The organism is Candidatus Thiodictyon syntrophicum (assembly GCF_002813775.1).
In the GTDB taxonomy this organism is placed as follows: Bacteria; Pseudomonadota; Gammaproteobacteria; order Chromatiales; family Chromatiaceae; genus Thiodictyon; species Thiodictyon syntrophicum.
Genome location: NZ_CP020370.1, coordinates 4,019,285 through 4,032,883 on the forward strand (window position 1 = coordinate 4,019,285; position 13,599 = coordinate 4,032,883).

Below are 13,599 nucleotides of genomic sequence, written 5' to 3' on the forward strand. Positions count from 1 at the left end.
GGAACGAGAAGACAATAGGTTCGCTGAGCACTGCCCATGACCGAAAACCCCGCCGCCAATCCCGAGGAGCCCGGTACGCCGGACTACGATTCCCCCTGGAAAGAGGCCATCGACGCCTGGCTACCGCCGTTCATGGCGCTGTTCTTCCCGACCGTCCACGCCCTGATCGACTGGGACCGCCCCTATGAATTCCTGGATGCCGAGTTGCAGCGCATCACCGGCGATTCCACCATCGGCCGCCGGTATGCCGACCGCCTGGTCAAGGTCTACAGCCGCGAGGGCTTGGAGGTCTGGCTGCTGCTGCATATCGAGATCCAGGGTCAGGCCGAGGCCGGGTTCCCGGAACGGATGTTCCAGTATTGGTATCGCATCTACGACCGCTTCGGCGGGATCGAGACCATCAGCCTGGCGCTCCTGACCAACGACCGGGCCGACGGCGAGACCACGGAATATCGCCGCGAGCGCGACGGCTGCGGGGTCCGTTTCCGCTTTCGCGTCCACACGCTGCTGTCCTGGGATGAAGCGGACTTGGCCAAGCGCGCGGCGGACAACCCCTTCGCGGTGGTCGCCCTGGCCCAGTTGGCGGCCCACCGGCGCTCCAGCAACCCCGAGCGCAAGGCGCGCAAGGGCGAGATCATCGCGCTATTGTATCGTTATCGGTACGGCCGCGATGATGCGATCAAGTTGCTGCGCTTTATCGATTGGCTGATCCGCCTGCCGCGCGGGCTCGAACTGGCACTGCGGCAAGAACTGGCTGAACTGGAGGAGCAAACCAAGATGTCATACGTTACGAGTTGGGAGCGCTTTGCCCGCGAGGAAGGACTCGAACAGGGCCGGCGGGAGGGTTGGCAGGCGGGCCGACAGGAGGGCTGGCAGGCAGGCCAACAGGAGGGCTGGCAGGCAGGCCAACAGGAAGGCGAGGCCAAGGCCCTGCTCCGACTGCTGCAAGCCAAATTCGGCCCGCCGACGCCGGACCTTGTGGCCCGCGTGCAGGCGGGCGAACCCGATCAGATCGAGGCCTGGCTCACCCGTATCCTGACCGCAGACAGCCCGCATGAGGTTTTCGACACGCACTGAGCGGCACCCTTTAAGTGCGCTGCGTGTATAGTCCCGCTTCCAAGGCTGAAGCCTTGGACTCCAGGCGCACCAGCTGCGATGGTTTGGCCGCTCGCGGCGCTCGGGGGCGCGGGCCTTGATCATAACTCCGGGCCACGCGCCCTTGCGGTAACCCGTCGCGGCCTGGGGGCCGCTCCTACGGCGTAGGAGCGGCCCCCAGGCCGCGACGGATATCACCCTCAGAGGTTGCCGTTCCCCTCGCACCCTGCCACGATTGGACCCGCGCCCCACCGATGCGGTCGGTCTGCCGCTCAGGGCACCCGTTCGGTGGCGGGAACAAGAACCACAGAGGGTGCCCGGCAGGGCTCCCCGCACGAGGACCGATGTGTTGCGACCCGGCACCGTCATCGACACCGCCCGGCCCGCGGGCCCTGCGCCCGTGTCACCCACCAGTCCCGCGCCCGTCCCGGCGGCCGCCGCCTTGCCCGCGGCCGGTGCTGCCACTCCAAACCACTCGCCATAGAGGAGATCACGGTGCAAACCATCGAGCTGAAGGCGCCCCTGGATGGCGTCATCCTGCCACTGGAGCAGGTCCCGGACCCGGTCTTTGCCCAGAAGATGGTGGGCGACGGGGTGTCCATCGATCCGCTGTCACAGGTCCTGGTCGCGCCCTGTGCGGGGGTGGTGACCAACCTCCATCGGGCTGGCCACGCGGTGACCCTGACCACGCCCTCGGGCATTGAGTTGATGATGCACATCGGCCTGGACACGGTGAATCTGAAGGGCGAGGGGTTCACCCCCAAGGTCGTCACCGGCCAGACGGTGGCCGCGGGCGACGCCCTGATCGCCTTCGACGCGGACTTTCTGGCGACCCATGCCAAGAGCCTGCTGACCCAGATCGTGGTGACCAACGGGGAGCGGGTCGCCGCCTACCATCCGGCCAGCGGGCTGGTGCGGGCGGGCATCGACACCGTGCTGAGCCTTGACCTGGCCGAAGGGGGCGCGGCCGAGGCGCAGACCTCCGGCAAGCGGGTGATCTCCGAGGCGGTGTTGATCCCCAACCCGACCGGGCTGCACGCCCGCCCGGCGGCGGTGCTCGCCAATCTGGCCAAGCGCTTCCAGTCGCGGGTCCTGATCCAGCGCGGCGACGATCAGGCCAACGCCAAGAGCCTGGTCTCGATCATGGGCCTGGCGATCGAGCAGGGCGACAAGGTGGTGCTGATCGCCGAGGGGCCGGACGCGGAGGAGGTGATCGCCCGGCTGGTCCCGGAGTTGGCCTCCGGTCTGGGCGACGAGGGCAGCACCCCGGCCCCGGCACCGGCCACCACCGAGATCAGCGCGGATTCCGCCCCGGCCCCGCGCCCCCGCTCCGATGACCCCAACCTGCTGCTCGGCGTGGCCGCCTCACCGGGGCTCGCGGTGGGCAAGGTGTGGCGCCTGCGGCGCGAGGAGATCGCGGTCCAGGAGGTCGGCGAGGCCCCCAACCAGGAGCGCCGCCGCCTGGAGGACGCGCTGGATCTGGCCCGCAACCAGCTCGAGGCCCTGCAGGCGGAACTGCGCGGCCAGGCCGATCCGGCCAAGGCGGCGATCTTCGCCGCCCATCAGGAGTTGCTGGGCGACCCGGGCCTGCTCGACATCGCCGAGAGCGCCATCGCCAAGGGCAAGAGCGCCGCCTTCGCCTGGCGGGCCGCCTTCACCACCCATGCCGAAGGCCTGGCACGGCTGCGCAACGAGCTGCTGGCCGGGCGCGCCAATGACCTGCGCGACGTGGGCCGGCGGGTGCTCGCCATCATCACGGGGACGCCACTGGAGGAGCCCCAGGCACCGCCGGACACCATCCTGATCGCCGAGGACCTGACCCCCTCGGACACCGCCCGGCTCGACCGCGGGCGGGTGCTGGGCTTTGCGACCGTCGGCGGCGGTTCGACCTCCCACGTCGCCATCATCGCCCGCTCGCTCGATATCCCCGCGGTGGCCGGGATCGAGCCGCGCGCCATGGATCTCCCGGACGGCACGCCGGTCATCCTGGACGGCAGCAAGGGCAGCCTGCGGCTGAACCCGGACCCGCTGGAGATCGCCCGCATCAAGACCCTGAAGGAACGCCAGGCGACCCGGCGCGCCAACGACCTGGCGACCGCCCTGGACCCGGCGGTGACGAGCGACGGCCACCGGATCGAGGTGGTCGCCAACATCGGCGGCCTGGAGGACGCGGCCCGCTCCGTGACCCTGGGCGGTGAGGGCGTGGGCCTGCTGCGCTCAGAGTTCCTCTACATGGACCGCACCTCCGCCCCCACCGAGGAGGATCAGTTCGCCATCTACTCGGCCATCGCGAAGGCCCTGGACGGGCGGCCACTGATCATCCGCACGCTCGATGTGGGCGGGGACAAGCCGCTGGCCTATCTGCCGATGCCGCGCGAGGAGAACCCGATGCTCGGCATCCGCGGAGTGCGCATCGGGCTCGATCGCCCGGAGATCCTGCGCACCCAGGTGCGCGCCATCCTGCGCGCCGGCCAGGGCAACCGCCTGCGCATGATGTTCCCGATGATTGCGACGCTCGATGAGATCCGCTCGGTGAAGGGCCTGGTGGAGGAGGAGCGCGCCCGTCTGGGGGTCGCCGATGTGGTGGAGTTGGGCATCATGGTGGAGGTGCCCGCGGCGGCCGTGCTGGCCCGCCAGTTCGCCCGTGAGGTGGACTTCTTCTCCATCGGCACCAATGACCTGACCCAATACACGCTCGCCATGGACCGCGGCCATCCCAAGCTCGCCGCCAAGGCCGACGCCATGAACCCGGCGATCCTGCAACTGATCGCCCAGACGGTCGAGGGGGCCGCCGCCGAGGGCAAATGGGTGGGGGTCTGCGGCGGTCTGGCCAGCGATCCCCAGGCGGTCCCCATCCTGGTGGGCCTGGGGGTGGCGGAGCTGTCGGTCAGTGTCCCGTCCATCCCGGCGGTCAAGGCGCAGGTGCGGGCCCGCTCGCTGCCGCAATGCCAGGACCTGGCGGAGCAGGCACTCGCCCAGGACAGCGCCGCCGCGGTGCGCGCCCTGGTGCCCCTGGACTACTGAGCCGGACACGCAACTCGCAAAGGCACTAGGGTGCGGGCGGCGGGGAATTGCTCTCACAAAGACACAGAGACACAAAGAAAGATGTTCGTCAGTAACGATTCAGAAACAAGTGGCGCAGGTCCCGCGAGGCTCGGGCCAAGAACCGGCCGCCCGCCGGCCGACGATGTGCCGTTTGTTGTTCAACCGTTACCGGGTCTTTCTTCTCTGTGCCTTGGTGTCTCCGTGAGAGGATCAAGCAGCCTTCGCGCCTTTGCGGTGCCCATTTTTGGAACTTAAGTGATAGCGGAATCCTGGAGAATGACATGAGTCTTCAAACCGTTTGGGGCAGCACCTTCGGTGGTCTGCAAAAGATCGGCAAGGCCTTGATGCTGCCGGTCTCCGTCTTGCCGGTCGCCGGTATCCTGTTGGGTGTCGGCGCCTCCATCGCCCGCGAGGCGAATACTCCCTGGATCGCCGAGATCGGGCGCATCATGTCCGCCTCGGGCGATGCGATCTTCATGATCCTGCCCCTGATCTTCGCCATCGGCGTGGTGCTCGGCTTCACCAAGAACGACGGCGTGGCGGCCATGGCGGCCACCGTCGGCTATTTCGTCCTGCTGGCCGCGCTCGGGGTCATCGGACTCCTGTTCATCGGCTGGGTGGCGCCCGTGGAGCCGCTCAGGATGGTGGCCGAGGACGGCAAGGCCATCCCGGTCAACGTGGAATACGACGTGGAACGCGGGCGCTTCCTGTGTCTCGACAAGGACGGGCGAACGCTGGAGAAGCTGCGCGCCGCGGAACTCAAGGACAACAGCGTCACCTGCGACAAGGTCACGGTGCCGTTCACCATCCGGGCCGGTGAGACCGGGGGGGGTGCCATTGCACTCTACGACGCCGGCAAGGGCGAGCTGACCCCCTTCCCGGCCGCCAAGAGCCGGGCCGAGATCAAGAAGATCTTCGGCATCGAGTCCATCGACACCGGGGTCTTCGGCGGCATCCTGATCGGGCTCCTGTCCGCCTTCCTGTTCAACAAGTATTACCGCATCTCGCTGCCCTCCTATCTCGGGTTCTTTGCCGGCAAGCGCTTCGTCCCGATCGCGGTCGCCTTCGCGGCCATTGGCCTGGCCGCCATCCTCGCCGTCATCTGGCCACCCATCGGGGCCGGTATCCGCGACTTCGGCGACTGGGCGGCCTACGGCAACCCGGCGGCGGCGGTCACCATCTATGGCGTGGTGGAGCGTATGCTCCTGCCCTTCGGCCTGCACCACATCTGGAACGTGCCCTTCTTCTTCGAGGTCGGCACCTATGTGGACCCGACCACCGGCAAGACGGTGCACGGCGTCATCAGCCGCTTCTTCGCCGGTGACTATGAGGCGGCCATCCTGGGCGGCGGCTTCGTCTTCAAGATGTTCGGCCTGCCCGCGGCGGCACTCGCCATCTATCACTGCGCCAAGCCCGAGAACAAGGCGCGCATCGCCGGCATCATGGGCTCCGCGGCCCTGACCGCCTTCCTCACCGGCATCACCGAGCCGCTGGAGTTCTCCTTCCTGTTCGTCGCTCCGCTCCTCTATGCCGTGCACGCGGTACTGGTCGGTGCGGCCTATCTCAGCACCTACCTGCTCGATGCGCGCCTGGGCTACAGCTTCAGCCACGGCTTCATCGACTATGCGCTCTATTACGTCAACGACATCAAGCCCTGGATCGTCCTGGTGCTGGGACCCATCTTCGCGGTCGTCTATTACGTCGTGTTCCGCGTCCTGATCCAGTGGCTCGACCTCAAGACCCCCGGGCGCGAGACCGAAACCGTCGATGAGGTCGAGGTCAAGGCCGCGGGCGGGGACGACTTCGCCCGGCAACTGGTGCTGGCCTTCGGCGGCAAGAGCAATATCCTGGGCCTGGACGCCTGTATCACCCGCCTGCGGGTCGAGGTGGCGGACATGAGCAAGGCCAACCCGGACAAGCTCAAGGCCCTGGGCGCGGCCGGCGTGGTCACCGTCGGCAAGAACCTCCAGGCGATCTTCGGCCCCCGCTCCGATAATCTCAAGACCGACATGGAGGAATACCTGGACACCGCCGGCCCCGAGGCCGAACTGCCGAGCGGCGCCGAGGCCCCCCAGGTCCAGTACAAGGCCGATACCTTAAAGCCCCGCGCCCGCGACGCCGAGGCCCCGGCCAAGGCCCGCGCGATCCTCGCGAGCCTGGGCGGCACGGCCAACGTCCGCCAGGCCGAGGCCGCCGCCGAGACCCGACTGCGGGTGACCTTGACCGATGCTAACGGACTGGATGAAGCGGCGCTCAAAGCGGCCGGGGTGCAGGGCATCCTGCGGCTGCCCGACAATGTGCTGCATCTGTTGGTCGGGCTCAATGCCGACCAATACGCGGCGGAGATGAAGGCGGCGATGGCGGGGTGAGCAAGCGCACCGGTCGGTGACGTTGGAGCGGGACGGGGCATTCGCCCCGTCCCTAACATTTGTCTGAGCGAGTTCGTATAGCGAAACCTATTTGACAATCCGCTTAATTGTGCCTGGCCTGGTTCCGCTGACTCCCACGGTCCAACGTTGGGTAAGTCGCGACGCTCAGCGGCATGTAGGCGCTCGGACCGCTGGAGCGGCCAAGACTGCAACACGAGAAGATATAACACCATGCAAAATTCCACCAGTCTACTATTGCGTCAGGTCATTTCACTTCCGCCACAGGAGCGCGCAGCCTTGGTCGAAGGCATCATTGCCAGCCTCGATCGGCCGGACCCGTCTCTGGACGCCCTGTGGCTCAAGGAGGCGCAAGATCGTCTGGCCGCCTACGACGCCGGAGAATTGGAGGCAATTGACGCAGATGAGGTCTTTGCCGAACTGGGTGGCAGCACCAGCGAGCCCTTGCGCCGTGCTATACGGTCCGCCTAAGCCCCGAAGGGGCGCGACATACCAGCCCAGGGCAACGCCCTGGGTACGAGATATACGGGAGCCCAGCCCTGAAAGGGCGTGACATAAGTCTGCGCCGTTATGTCACGCCCTTTCAGGGCTAGGCCGATGGTACGACCCTATCCCAGGGCGTTGCCCTGGGCTGGTATGTGCGACCCCGTTGGGGTCAGTACGTAATTCCAGGCGCATCGGGTACCAAACGTCATCGCGGGAGCAAATGGCAAGGGCTTGGCGTCACGGAGGATTGCAGCCCGCTGGAGCGGCCAAGAATACACTCCCACGCGAAGAGACCGCGCAGGTGTTCAGGAGGATGGGTAGAGCGCAGCGAAACCCATCGTTGGCACGGTCCTCAAACGTTGATTGCTGGGTTTCGCTGCGCTCTACCCAGCCTACAGCCTACGGATCGGGCGTGAAGCGGGTCCCGGGTGAATACTTGCCCAGCCTCGGAGCGTGGGAACCACAGTAAACGAGAATATTCTGAGGAAAGACCTATGAGAATCCTGCACACCATGCTGCGCGTCGGTGACCTCGACCGGGCCATCGACTTCTATACCAAGGTCCTGGGGATGACGCTGCTGCGCCGCCAGGACTACCCGGAGGGCCGCTTTACGCTGGCCTTCGTGGGCTACGGCGCCGAGCCCGAACAGGCGGTCATCGAGTTGACCTATAACTGGGATACCAGCGCCTATGACCTGGGAACCGGGTATGGTCATATCGCTTTGGAGGTCGACGATGTCTACCAGGCGTGCGCCCAGATCCGGGAGCGCGGCGGGCGGGTCATGCGTGAGGCCGGACCAATGAACGCCGGCACCACCATCATTGCCTTTGTGGCGGACCCGGACGGCTACCCGATCGAGCTGATCGGGCGCAAGGCATGAGGCAATCGGCAGTGAATCCTGAATTGAACGAGGGTCCGGCGACGGACCGCTATTTGAGCTTCGTGGGCCTGGACTGCGACGCCAAGGCGCGCCAAATGGTCGACGCTCTGCGGCTGGCGATGACCGGTCACGGGCGAACGGACCCCTTCTGGGACTATTTCGAGGCCAAATTGAACGGCACCAAGGGGCCGGCCCACGATGAACTCTATCACCTGCACTGCCACCTGAACGACCTGCGCGACCTGCTGGAGCGCTGGGACGAGCCGGACCTGGCGGCGCTGCTGGAAACCCTGGAAGTCGAATGCTGTTAGGTGTCCCCCCATGCCGATAGAACCAACGATCTCCGGCGTTTCGCACCTGATCCAGGTCTCAGTCGCACCGGTCTTTCTGCTCGCCGGGATCGGGTCCGTCCTCGGGGTCATGGCCAACCGGTTGTCACGCATCGTCGACCGCGCCCGGGTGGTCGAGGGTATTCTGGCGAACGAGCCCGACAGCGCCGAGCCCATCCGCGAGGAGATGCTGACGCTGGAACGGCGCGCCCGCATCATCAGCCTCTCCATCGGGCTTTGCACCCTTACCGCGCTCCTGGTGTGCGCGGTGATCGCGGTGATGTTTCTCAGCGCCTTTTTCTCGTTCGATACCTCATTGGCGGTCGCGGCCCTGTTTATCGCGGCAATGCTGTTCTTCATCGCGGCGCTGACCATGCTTCTGCGCGAGATCCTGCTGGCCACCGCGACGCTACGCTTCGGCCCCCGCCCCCCCTGAGGCCGGGCGGCGCAGTCATCGCAGCACTGCTTGCGCGCGAATCAAGTCTTCGAGTTTATCCCCCGGCCCGCACGGGATCGCGGCGGGTAGCTGATCTCCACCCGGAGCGGCCAGTCGCAATGGGTGCGAAGCAGCGCCGTCACCTCGGCGGCATTGAGGGTCCGGCCGCACACCAGCCGCACCTCCACCCGATCGGGCGCAGACGGCGCCCGTTGCGCCTGCCGCACGCTGGGATTCAAGGCCAACTCGGCGCGCAGCGGAGCATGGGCCGCCCGCAGCCCGTGGTAACGGTGGCGATGACGAAGCGGCGGCGGGATCAGGGTGGCGAGCCGGTCGAGCAGTCCCGGCCTTTGCCGGAGAAGGCGACCAGAAAGTCCTGACGGCCCGTGATCATCGTTCCGGTCGCTCCGGGCCGGAGTCCAAGGCTTCAGCCTTGGATCTACAGGACCAAGGCTGAAGCCTTGGACTCCAGAAGGTGGCCGCTGGCCGGAACGATGATCAAGGCCGTTCGACCCGCGGGGCGGGGGCCTGTCCGGTACCGCGTCGGGCCGCGGCCGTCGCGCCGCTGACGCCCCATGGCGCGCGGGCCAGTCGAGAGCACAACCGCGCCGCGGTCCGGCCGGAAGTGGCCCGCATCACAGGCTCAGTCCGCTGCGACACGCCCCAGCAGCGGTGCGAGCATCGCCTCGTAACGGCGCCAGCGCTCCACCGAGCGGCGGTACACGGGCTCGCGCACCTGGGTCACGCTGGCCGTGCGTACCAGGCGTTCGCCTTGGTGGAACTCCAGACAGGCCGGGTCCCAGGGCAGGCCCAGGAAGTCCAGCAGACGGCGGGTCTGGCCGACCTGGTCGGCGACCGTCTCCTCGTAGTCGATCTCCAGCATGGGCACCGGCAGGACCGCCCGCCAGTGCGCCATCAGCCGCTGGTAGGCGATGATCCGCTCGGCCAGGTGCCCCAGGTCGAAGGCCCAGCGGATCTCCTTGAACTGGGTCATCCAGCAGGACAAGGCCACATCGCGCACATCGCGCCGACAGTGGATGATGCGGGCCCGCGGGAAGGCGGTGATGATCCAGCCGAGCAGGCTGTAGTTGTCCGGCATCTTATCGACGATGTGCAGGACCTCGGCGTCCGCCCGCCCGGCCTTGCGCGCGAGCCCATGCAGGGCCCCCAGATGGGCGGCGGCCAGGCGCCGCGTGACCTCCGGGGTCAGGTCCGGCAGGCAGGCGACCGGCCCGGTCGCGGCGGGCCGCCCGAGCGCCCGCGGCAGGGCGGCGAAGGCGCGGGCGGCGAAGTTGCGCTCGCCCACCCCATGGACCCGGGCATGGCTCGCCAGGATCTGCTCGGTCAGGGTGGTGCCGCTGCGCGGCATCCCGACGATGAAGACCGGCACCTCGCTTAAGTCCCCGTGGCCGCGGGTCTGGGCGAAGAACTCGGGTGTGAAGGCGGCCATCAGGGCATCGCAATGGGCGGCATACTCGACCGGGTCATAGTGCCAGCCGCGCTCCGCCTTGTAGGTCCAGTGGCGGGCGTTGGCGGCCAGGGCGTGCTCGGCCGCCCGCCCGTAGTCCTTGAGGCCATCGTAATAGTGGGCAAGCCCGAAGTGCAGGGTCGCCTGGGCCCCGTCGCGCGCCCAGCGGGCGCCGAGCAACTGCTCCATCCGCTCGGCGTCCGCGACCGGCAGTTGGCCGCGCAGGTTCTGCGCCAGGTTGGACAGGGCCGGGACACACTGCGGATTGACCTCCAGGGCCTCGCGGTTCATGGCGTTCGCGGCCGTCACGTCCCCGGCGGAGGCCAGGATGCCGGCCAGCCGCGCCCGCGCACCGGCGTCCTCGGGGCGCAGGGCCACCGCCTCCCGGCAGGCGGCGATGGCCCCCGCGGCGTCACCGTCCTCCCACAGGGCCGCGCCCAGACCCAGGTGGCCGGTCGGGTGCTCGGGGTGGTCGGCCAGCAGGGCGCGGAATTGTTCGATGGCGGTCGGCACCTCGCCCGCCTCCAGGGTCGCCTCGGCCAGGGCGCAGCGGGTCTCGATCCGCTCGGGCTCCAGGGCCAGGGCCTGCCCGTACCAGGCGAGCGCCTGCGGCAGGTCCCCCACCTCGGCCCAGACCCCGCCGATCAGGGTCTTCAACTGCGCCGAGTCCGGGTCCAGTTCATGGGCCTGCGCATAGGCCGCCATCGCCGGTTCCAGGAGCCCCTCCAGACGGCGGGCGGTGCCCAGGCTCATCCAGGCGCGCGCGGCCTGCTGGCCGACGGTCGGGGACAGGGCGCAGGCCCGCTCGCACAGCTCGAGCGCCCGCTCATGCTCGCCCAAGCCAAGCAGGGTGAGGCCCAGATTGCCCAGCGCGTGGGCCAGGTCCGGCGCCAGGGCGAGCGCCTGTTCGTAGGCGGCCACCGCGGCCCGCACCCGTCCCAACTCGCGCAGCGCATCGCCGCGATAGGCGTGCAGCAGGGCTTCGGCCGGGGGTGTCGCCAGGGCCTGGTCATAGGCGGCCAGGGCCCCGGCATAGTCCTCGGAAGCGAACAGTGCCGCGCCCAGGGTGACCAGGGCCGCCCGATAGCCGGGTTTCAGCGCCAGGGCGCGTCGGCAGGCCGCCGCAGCCTCGCCGTGGCGATGGGCGGCGCGCAGGGCGGCACCCAGGTTGGCCTGGTAGATCGGCTCGCCCGGCGCCAGGGTCGCCGCCCGCTCCAACCGCGCCACCGCCGTCGCGGTGTCGCCCTGCTGCAAGGCCGCGAGCCCGGCCAGGTTGAGCGCCCCATGGTGGTCCGGGGCCCGGGCCAGGACCCGCCCGGCCAGGTCCGCGGCGCGCGCGGCGCGACCGTCGCGCAGGGCGGCGAAGCCTGGTTCGAGCAGGGCGCGGGGGTTGGGGGCGGCGCCCCGCGGGGGGGAGCCGCGGCGGGTGGGTTTGCTCATCGTAATGCTCCGGTGCGGTGGTCGGTCGCGAAACCTCCGGCGTGGTGCGCTAGTATGTAAGGAAGTAAGGCGTCCTTTCATCCGCGGGGGTGATCTTCATGCATGCCGAAGCCGGCGACATCTTGTCCATCATCACTGGGAGGATCACCAGTAAAGGCCAGACGACCGTGCCGAAGGAGGTCCGCGACGCACTCAGCGCCGGGCCAGGCGATCTTTTGGCTTGGGAGATCGCAGGGGACGGACGGGTCCGCGTCCGGCGCGCGGCACCGCTCGACCTGGACTATCTCCAGGCGCTGGAAGCGACCCTGAGAGAGTGGTCGTCGCCCGAGGACGACGAGGCCTTCCGTGAGCTATGACACGCTGGACGTGATCCGTGTCCCGTTTCCGTTGATCCTTGGTAAGTCGGGCAGATTCTCGGCGGCTGATGCGGCGCGGCTGCGCCAACGCCTGGCCACCCTGTTCGGGTGACGCACCAACCCTAATCGTTCAGCGCCTTGTTCTCGGTGGCTCGTTGGGCTTCGTTCCTTGGCCCAACGGCCATGTTCGGCGTGCCCACCCCTGTCCATGAAAAGGGCTCGCGGCAGCCGGGACGCAGAGCGTCCTCGGATGCATTCCCACGCGGAGCGTGGGAACGAGCGGGCACGATCCGGCACCGGTCGGTGCCGGTCGCGGCGGCAGGCCGCTCCCACCCCGCTCCGGGCGGGGCTGGCGCTAGACCCGACGGCGGCGATAGACCCCCATGCCGAAGAGCCCGATGCCGAGCAGCGGCAGCACGCCCGGGACCGGAACCTCGGTCGGCGCCCAGTTGACGATGTTGGCGGTATCGATCTTGCCGCCGCCCACCGCGGCCAGAAGCCCGGCGCCGTCGAGATCCTCCAGATCGTCGAAGACCCCGGTCCCGCCCTGGGCCGTCGCCACATCCGGGCTGAACTGCACGAACCACATCAGGCTCTGGGTCTCGCCGACACCGAGGTCGAGCGACCAGACGTCGGTGAAATAGTCGACAGAGTCATTGCCGGAATCCGTCCCCGGGACCGCCAGGGTATCCGACGCCGCCTGCACCGTCCCCTCGCCATAGCGCACCAAGGTCAGCACCGGATCGGGGCCGTCGCCGCCGTCGCTGCTGATCAGCCAGCGGTCCGCCTGCTGGAAGTCGGCATCGCCACTGCTGGTGTCCTCGATTTGGGTATCGTCGTCGGAGCCCAGGGCGCCGCCGTAGAGGACCTCGACGGTCTGGTCGCTGTTGCCGGTATTGGTGAAGCTGGCCAAGACCCGCAGGGTGGGGCTGGCACCATCCATGAAGTAATCGAGCCGGGTGCCGATGTCGCCGATCGCCACCTGCGTGGTGTTGACGAAGGCCCCGGCACCGGTGGTGGTCAGGTCCACCTGGGTCCCGGGCTGCTGGAAGAAGGTGCCGTTGACGCGGATGCCGGCGAAGGAGTCGAAGGCGTCGGTCATGGTGCTGCCGGCCGTCTTCAGGGCCGCCTCGCCGATGCGAAAGGCCTCGGTACCACCCGTACCCGTGGCCCCGCCGACGGTGACGACCATGGACATGAAGGAGTTGTTGAGACCCGAGTAGTCGTTTGGGCGGGCGGCGGTGTTCACATGGCCATAGATCACCTGTCCGACGGTCAGGGTGAGTGGCAGATTGACATTGGCCGCCTGGGCGGCACCGACCGCGACGGTGGCGGCGAGGCCTGCGGCCGGAAGGGCCAGACGCAGGCGGTCGAAGGGGTTGGACTGAGTGGCGGCGGACATCGGCTGTGGTCTCCGGTTTGGTTGGCGCGGACGGGGCGGGAATGAGGTCGCGGGGGTGATCCGCAACCCGTTTTCCGGGCATTTTGAGCAATTCTCGTGCCTGCGTATTTTTTTCATATTCTTTCATAAGGTTGTAAATCGCCCCCCCCCCGGCACACACCTGACCGACGTAAGTGTAAAATTTTCTGACAGCCGGGCATCCCGGCCGCCGTCGTCCGGGGATTGCGCCGGGCGGCGCACCTTGGTGCAATGGCGTGCCGCCCGTTCCACCCGG

11 protein-coding genes are annotated in these 13,599 nt (G+C 68.1%); 9 read left to right on the forward strand and 2 right to left on the reverse strand.

Annotation, left to right across the window (positions count from 1 at the left end):
• Positions 1–36 precede the first annotated feature (36 nt).
• The 7 genes from THSYN_RS16880 (at position 37) to THSYN_RS16910 (ending at position 8,659) form a co-directional block, all read left to right on the forward strand.
• On the forward strand, positions 37–1,077 hold the full coding sequence (locus tag THSYN_RS16880; RefSeq protein WP_100920161.1) for an RpnC/YadD family protein: 1,041 nt from the start codon (positions 37–39) through the stop codon (positions 1,075–1,077).
• A gap of 513 nt (positions 1,078–1,590) precedes the next feature.
• A complete protein-coding gene (gene ptsP, locus THSYN_RS16885; RefSeq protein ID WP_100920162.1) occupies positions 1,591–4,119 on the forward strand; it encodes a phosphoenolpyruvate--protein phosphotransferase in 2,529 nt (842 codons plus the stop codon).
• A 302-nt stretch (positions 4,120–4,421) separates the two neighbouring features.
• Positions 4,422–6,509 carry a PTS sugar transporter subunit IIBC gene (locus THSYN_RS16890; protein WP_100920163.1) on the forward strand — a complete coding sequence of 696 codons (2,088 nt, stop codon included), beginning with the start codon at positions 4,422–4,424 and terminating at the stop codon, positions 6,507–6,509.
• Between the two features lie 231 nt (positions 6,510–6,740).
• Positions 6,741–6,998 (forward strand): addiction module protein, encoded by a 258-nt coding sequence (locus THSYN_RS16895; protein ID WP_100920164.1) that lies wholly within the window; start codon positions 6,741–6,743, stop codon positions 6,996–6,998.
• 509 nt (positions 6,999–7,507) lie between these two features.
• Entirely contained in the window at positions 7,508–7,894 is a 387-nt protein-coding gene (gene gloA, locus THSYN_RS16900) for a lactoylglutathione lyase (RefSeq protein ID WP_100920165.1), read from the forward strand.
• A gap of 11 nt (positions 7,895–7,905) precedes the next feature.
• Positions 7,906–8,205: a N(2)-fixation sustaining protein CowN gene (cowN, locus tag THSYN_RS16905; protein ID WP_236848589.1), complete on the forward strand. Its 300-nt coding sequence runs from the start codon at positions 7,906–7,908 to the stop codon at positions 8,203–8,205.
• Positions 8,206–8,215: 10 nt separating this feature from the next.
• A complete protein-coding gene (locus tag THSYN_RS16910; protein ID WP_100920167.1) occupies positions 8,216–8,659 on the forward strand; it encodes a DUF2721 domain-containing protein in 444 nt (147 codons plus the stop codon).
• Positions 8,660–9,302: 643 nt separating this feature from the next.
• Here the strand turns inward: THSYN_RS16910 and THSYN_RS16920 are convergent.
• On the reverse strand, positions 9,303–11,567 hold the full coding sequence (locus THSYN_RS16920) for a tetratricopeptide repeat-containing sulfotransferase family protein (RefSeq protein ID WP_100920169.1): 2,265 nt from the start codon (positions 11,565–11,567) through the stop codon (positions 9,303–9,305).
• A 98-nt stretch (positions 11,568–11,665) separates the two neighbouring features.
• Here THSYN_RS16920 and THSYN_RS16925 point away from each other — a divergent pair, with 98 nt between their 5' ends.
• Complete coding sequence (locus THSYN_RS16925; protein WP_100922470.1) at positions 11,666–11,923, forward strand: AbrB/MazE/SpoVT family DNA-binding domain-containing protein; 258 nt, start codon at positions 11,666–11,668, stop codon at positions 11,921–11,923.
• Positions 11,913–12,035: a hypothetical protein gene (locus THSYN_RS36700; RefSeq protein WP_257791185.1), complete on the forward strand. Its 123-nt coding sequence runs from the start codon at positions 11,913–11,915 to the stop codon at positions 12,033–12,035. Before THSYN_RS16925 ends, THSYN_RS36700 begins: the two co-directional genes overlap by 11 nt.
• 243 nt (positions 12,036–12,278) lie before the next feature.
• Here the strand turns inward: THSYN_RS36700 and THSYN_RS16930 are convergent, their stop codons facing one another.
• Positions 12,279–13,325 (reverse strand): PEP-CTERM sorting domain-containing protein, encoded by a 1,047-nt coding sequence (locus THSYN_RS16930; protein WP_100920170.1) that lies wholly within the window; start codon positions 13,323–13,325, stop codon positions 12,279–12,281.
• Positions 13,326–13,599: the final 274 nt, after the last annotated feature.

Coding starts and splice junctions, on each gene's coding strand:
- THSYN_RS16880 (WP_100920161.1), top strand. CDS start 37: ATGACCGAAAACCCCGCCGCCAATCCCGAGGAGCCCGGTACGCCGGAC.
- THSYN_RS16890 (WP_100920163.1), top strand. CDS start 4,422: ATGAGTCTTCAAACCGTTTGGGGCAGCACCTTCGGTGGTCTGCAAAAG.
- THSYN_RS16895 (WP_100920164.1), top strand. CDS start 6,741: ATGCAAAATTCCACCAGTCTACTATTGCGTCAGGTCATTTCACTTCCG.
- gloA (WP_100920165.1), top strand. CDS start 7,508: ATGAGAATCCTGCACACCATGCTGCGCGTCGGTGACCTCGACCGGGCC.
- THSYN_RS16910 (WP_100920167.1), top strand. CDS start 8,216: ATGCCGATAGAACCAACGATCTCCGGCGTTTCGCACCTGATCCAGGTC.
- THSYN_RS16920 (WP_100920169.1), bottom strand. CDS start 11,567: ATGAGCAAACCCACCCGCCGCGGCTCCCCCCCGCGGGGCGCCGCCCCC.
- THSYN_RS16925 (WP_100922470.1), top strand. CDS start 11,666: ATGCATGCCGAAGCCGGCGACATCTTGTCCATCATCACTGGGAGGATC.
- THSYN_RS16930 (WP_100920170.1), bottom strand. CDS start 13,325: ATGTCCGCCGCCACTCAGTCCAACCCCTTCGACCGCCTGCGTCTGGCC.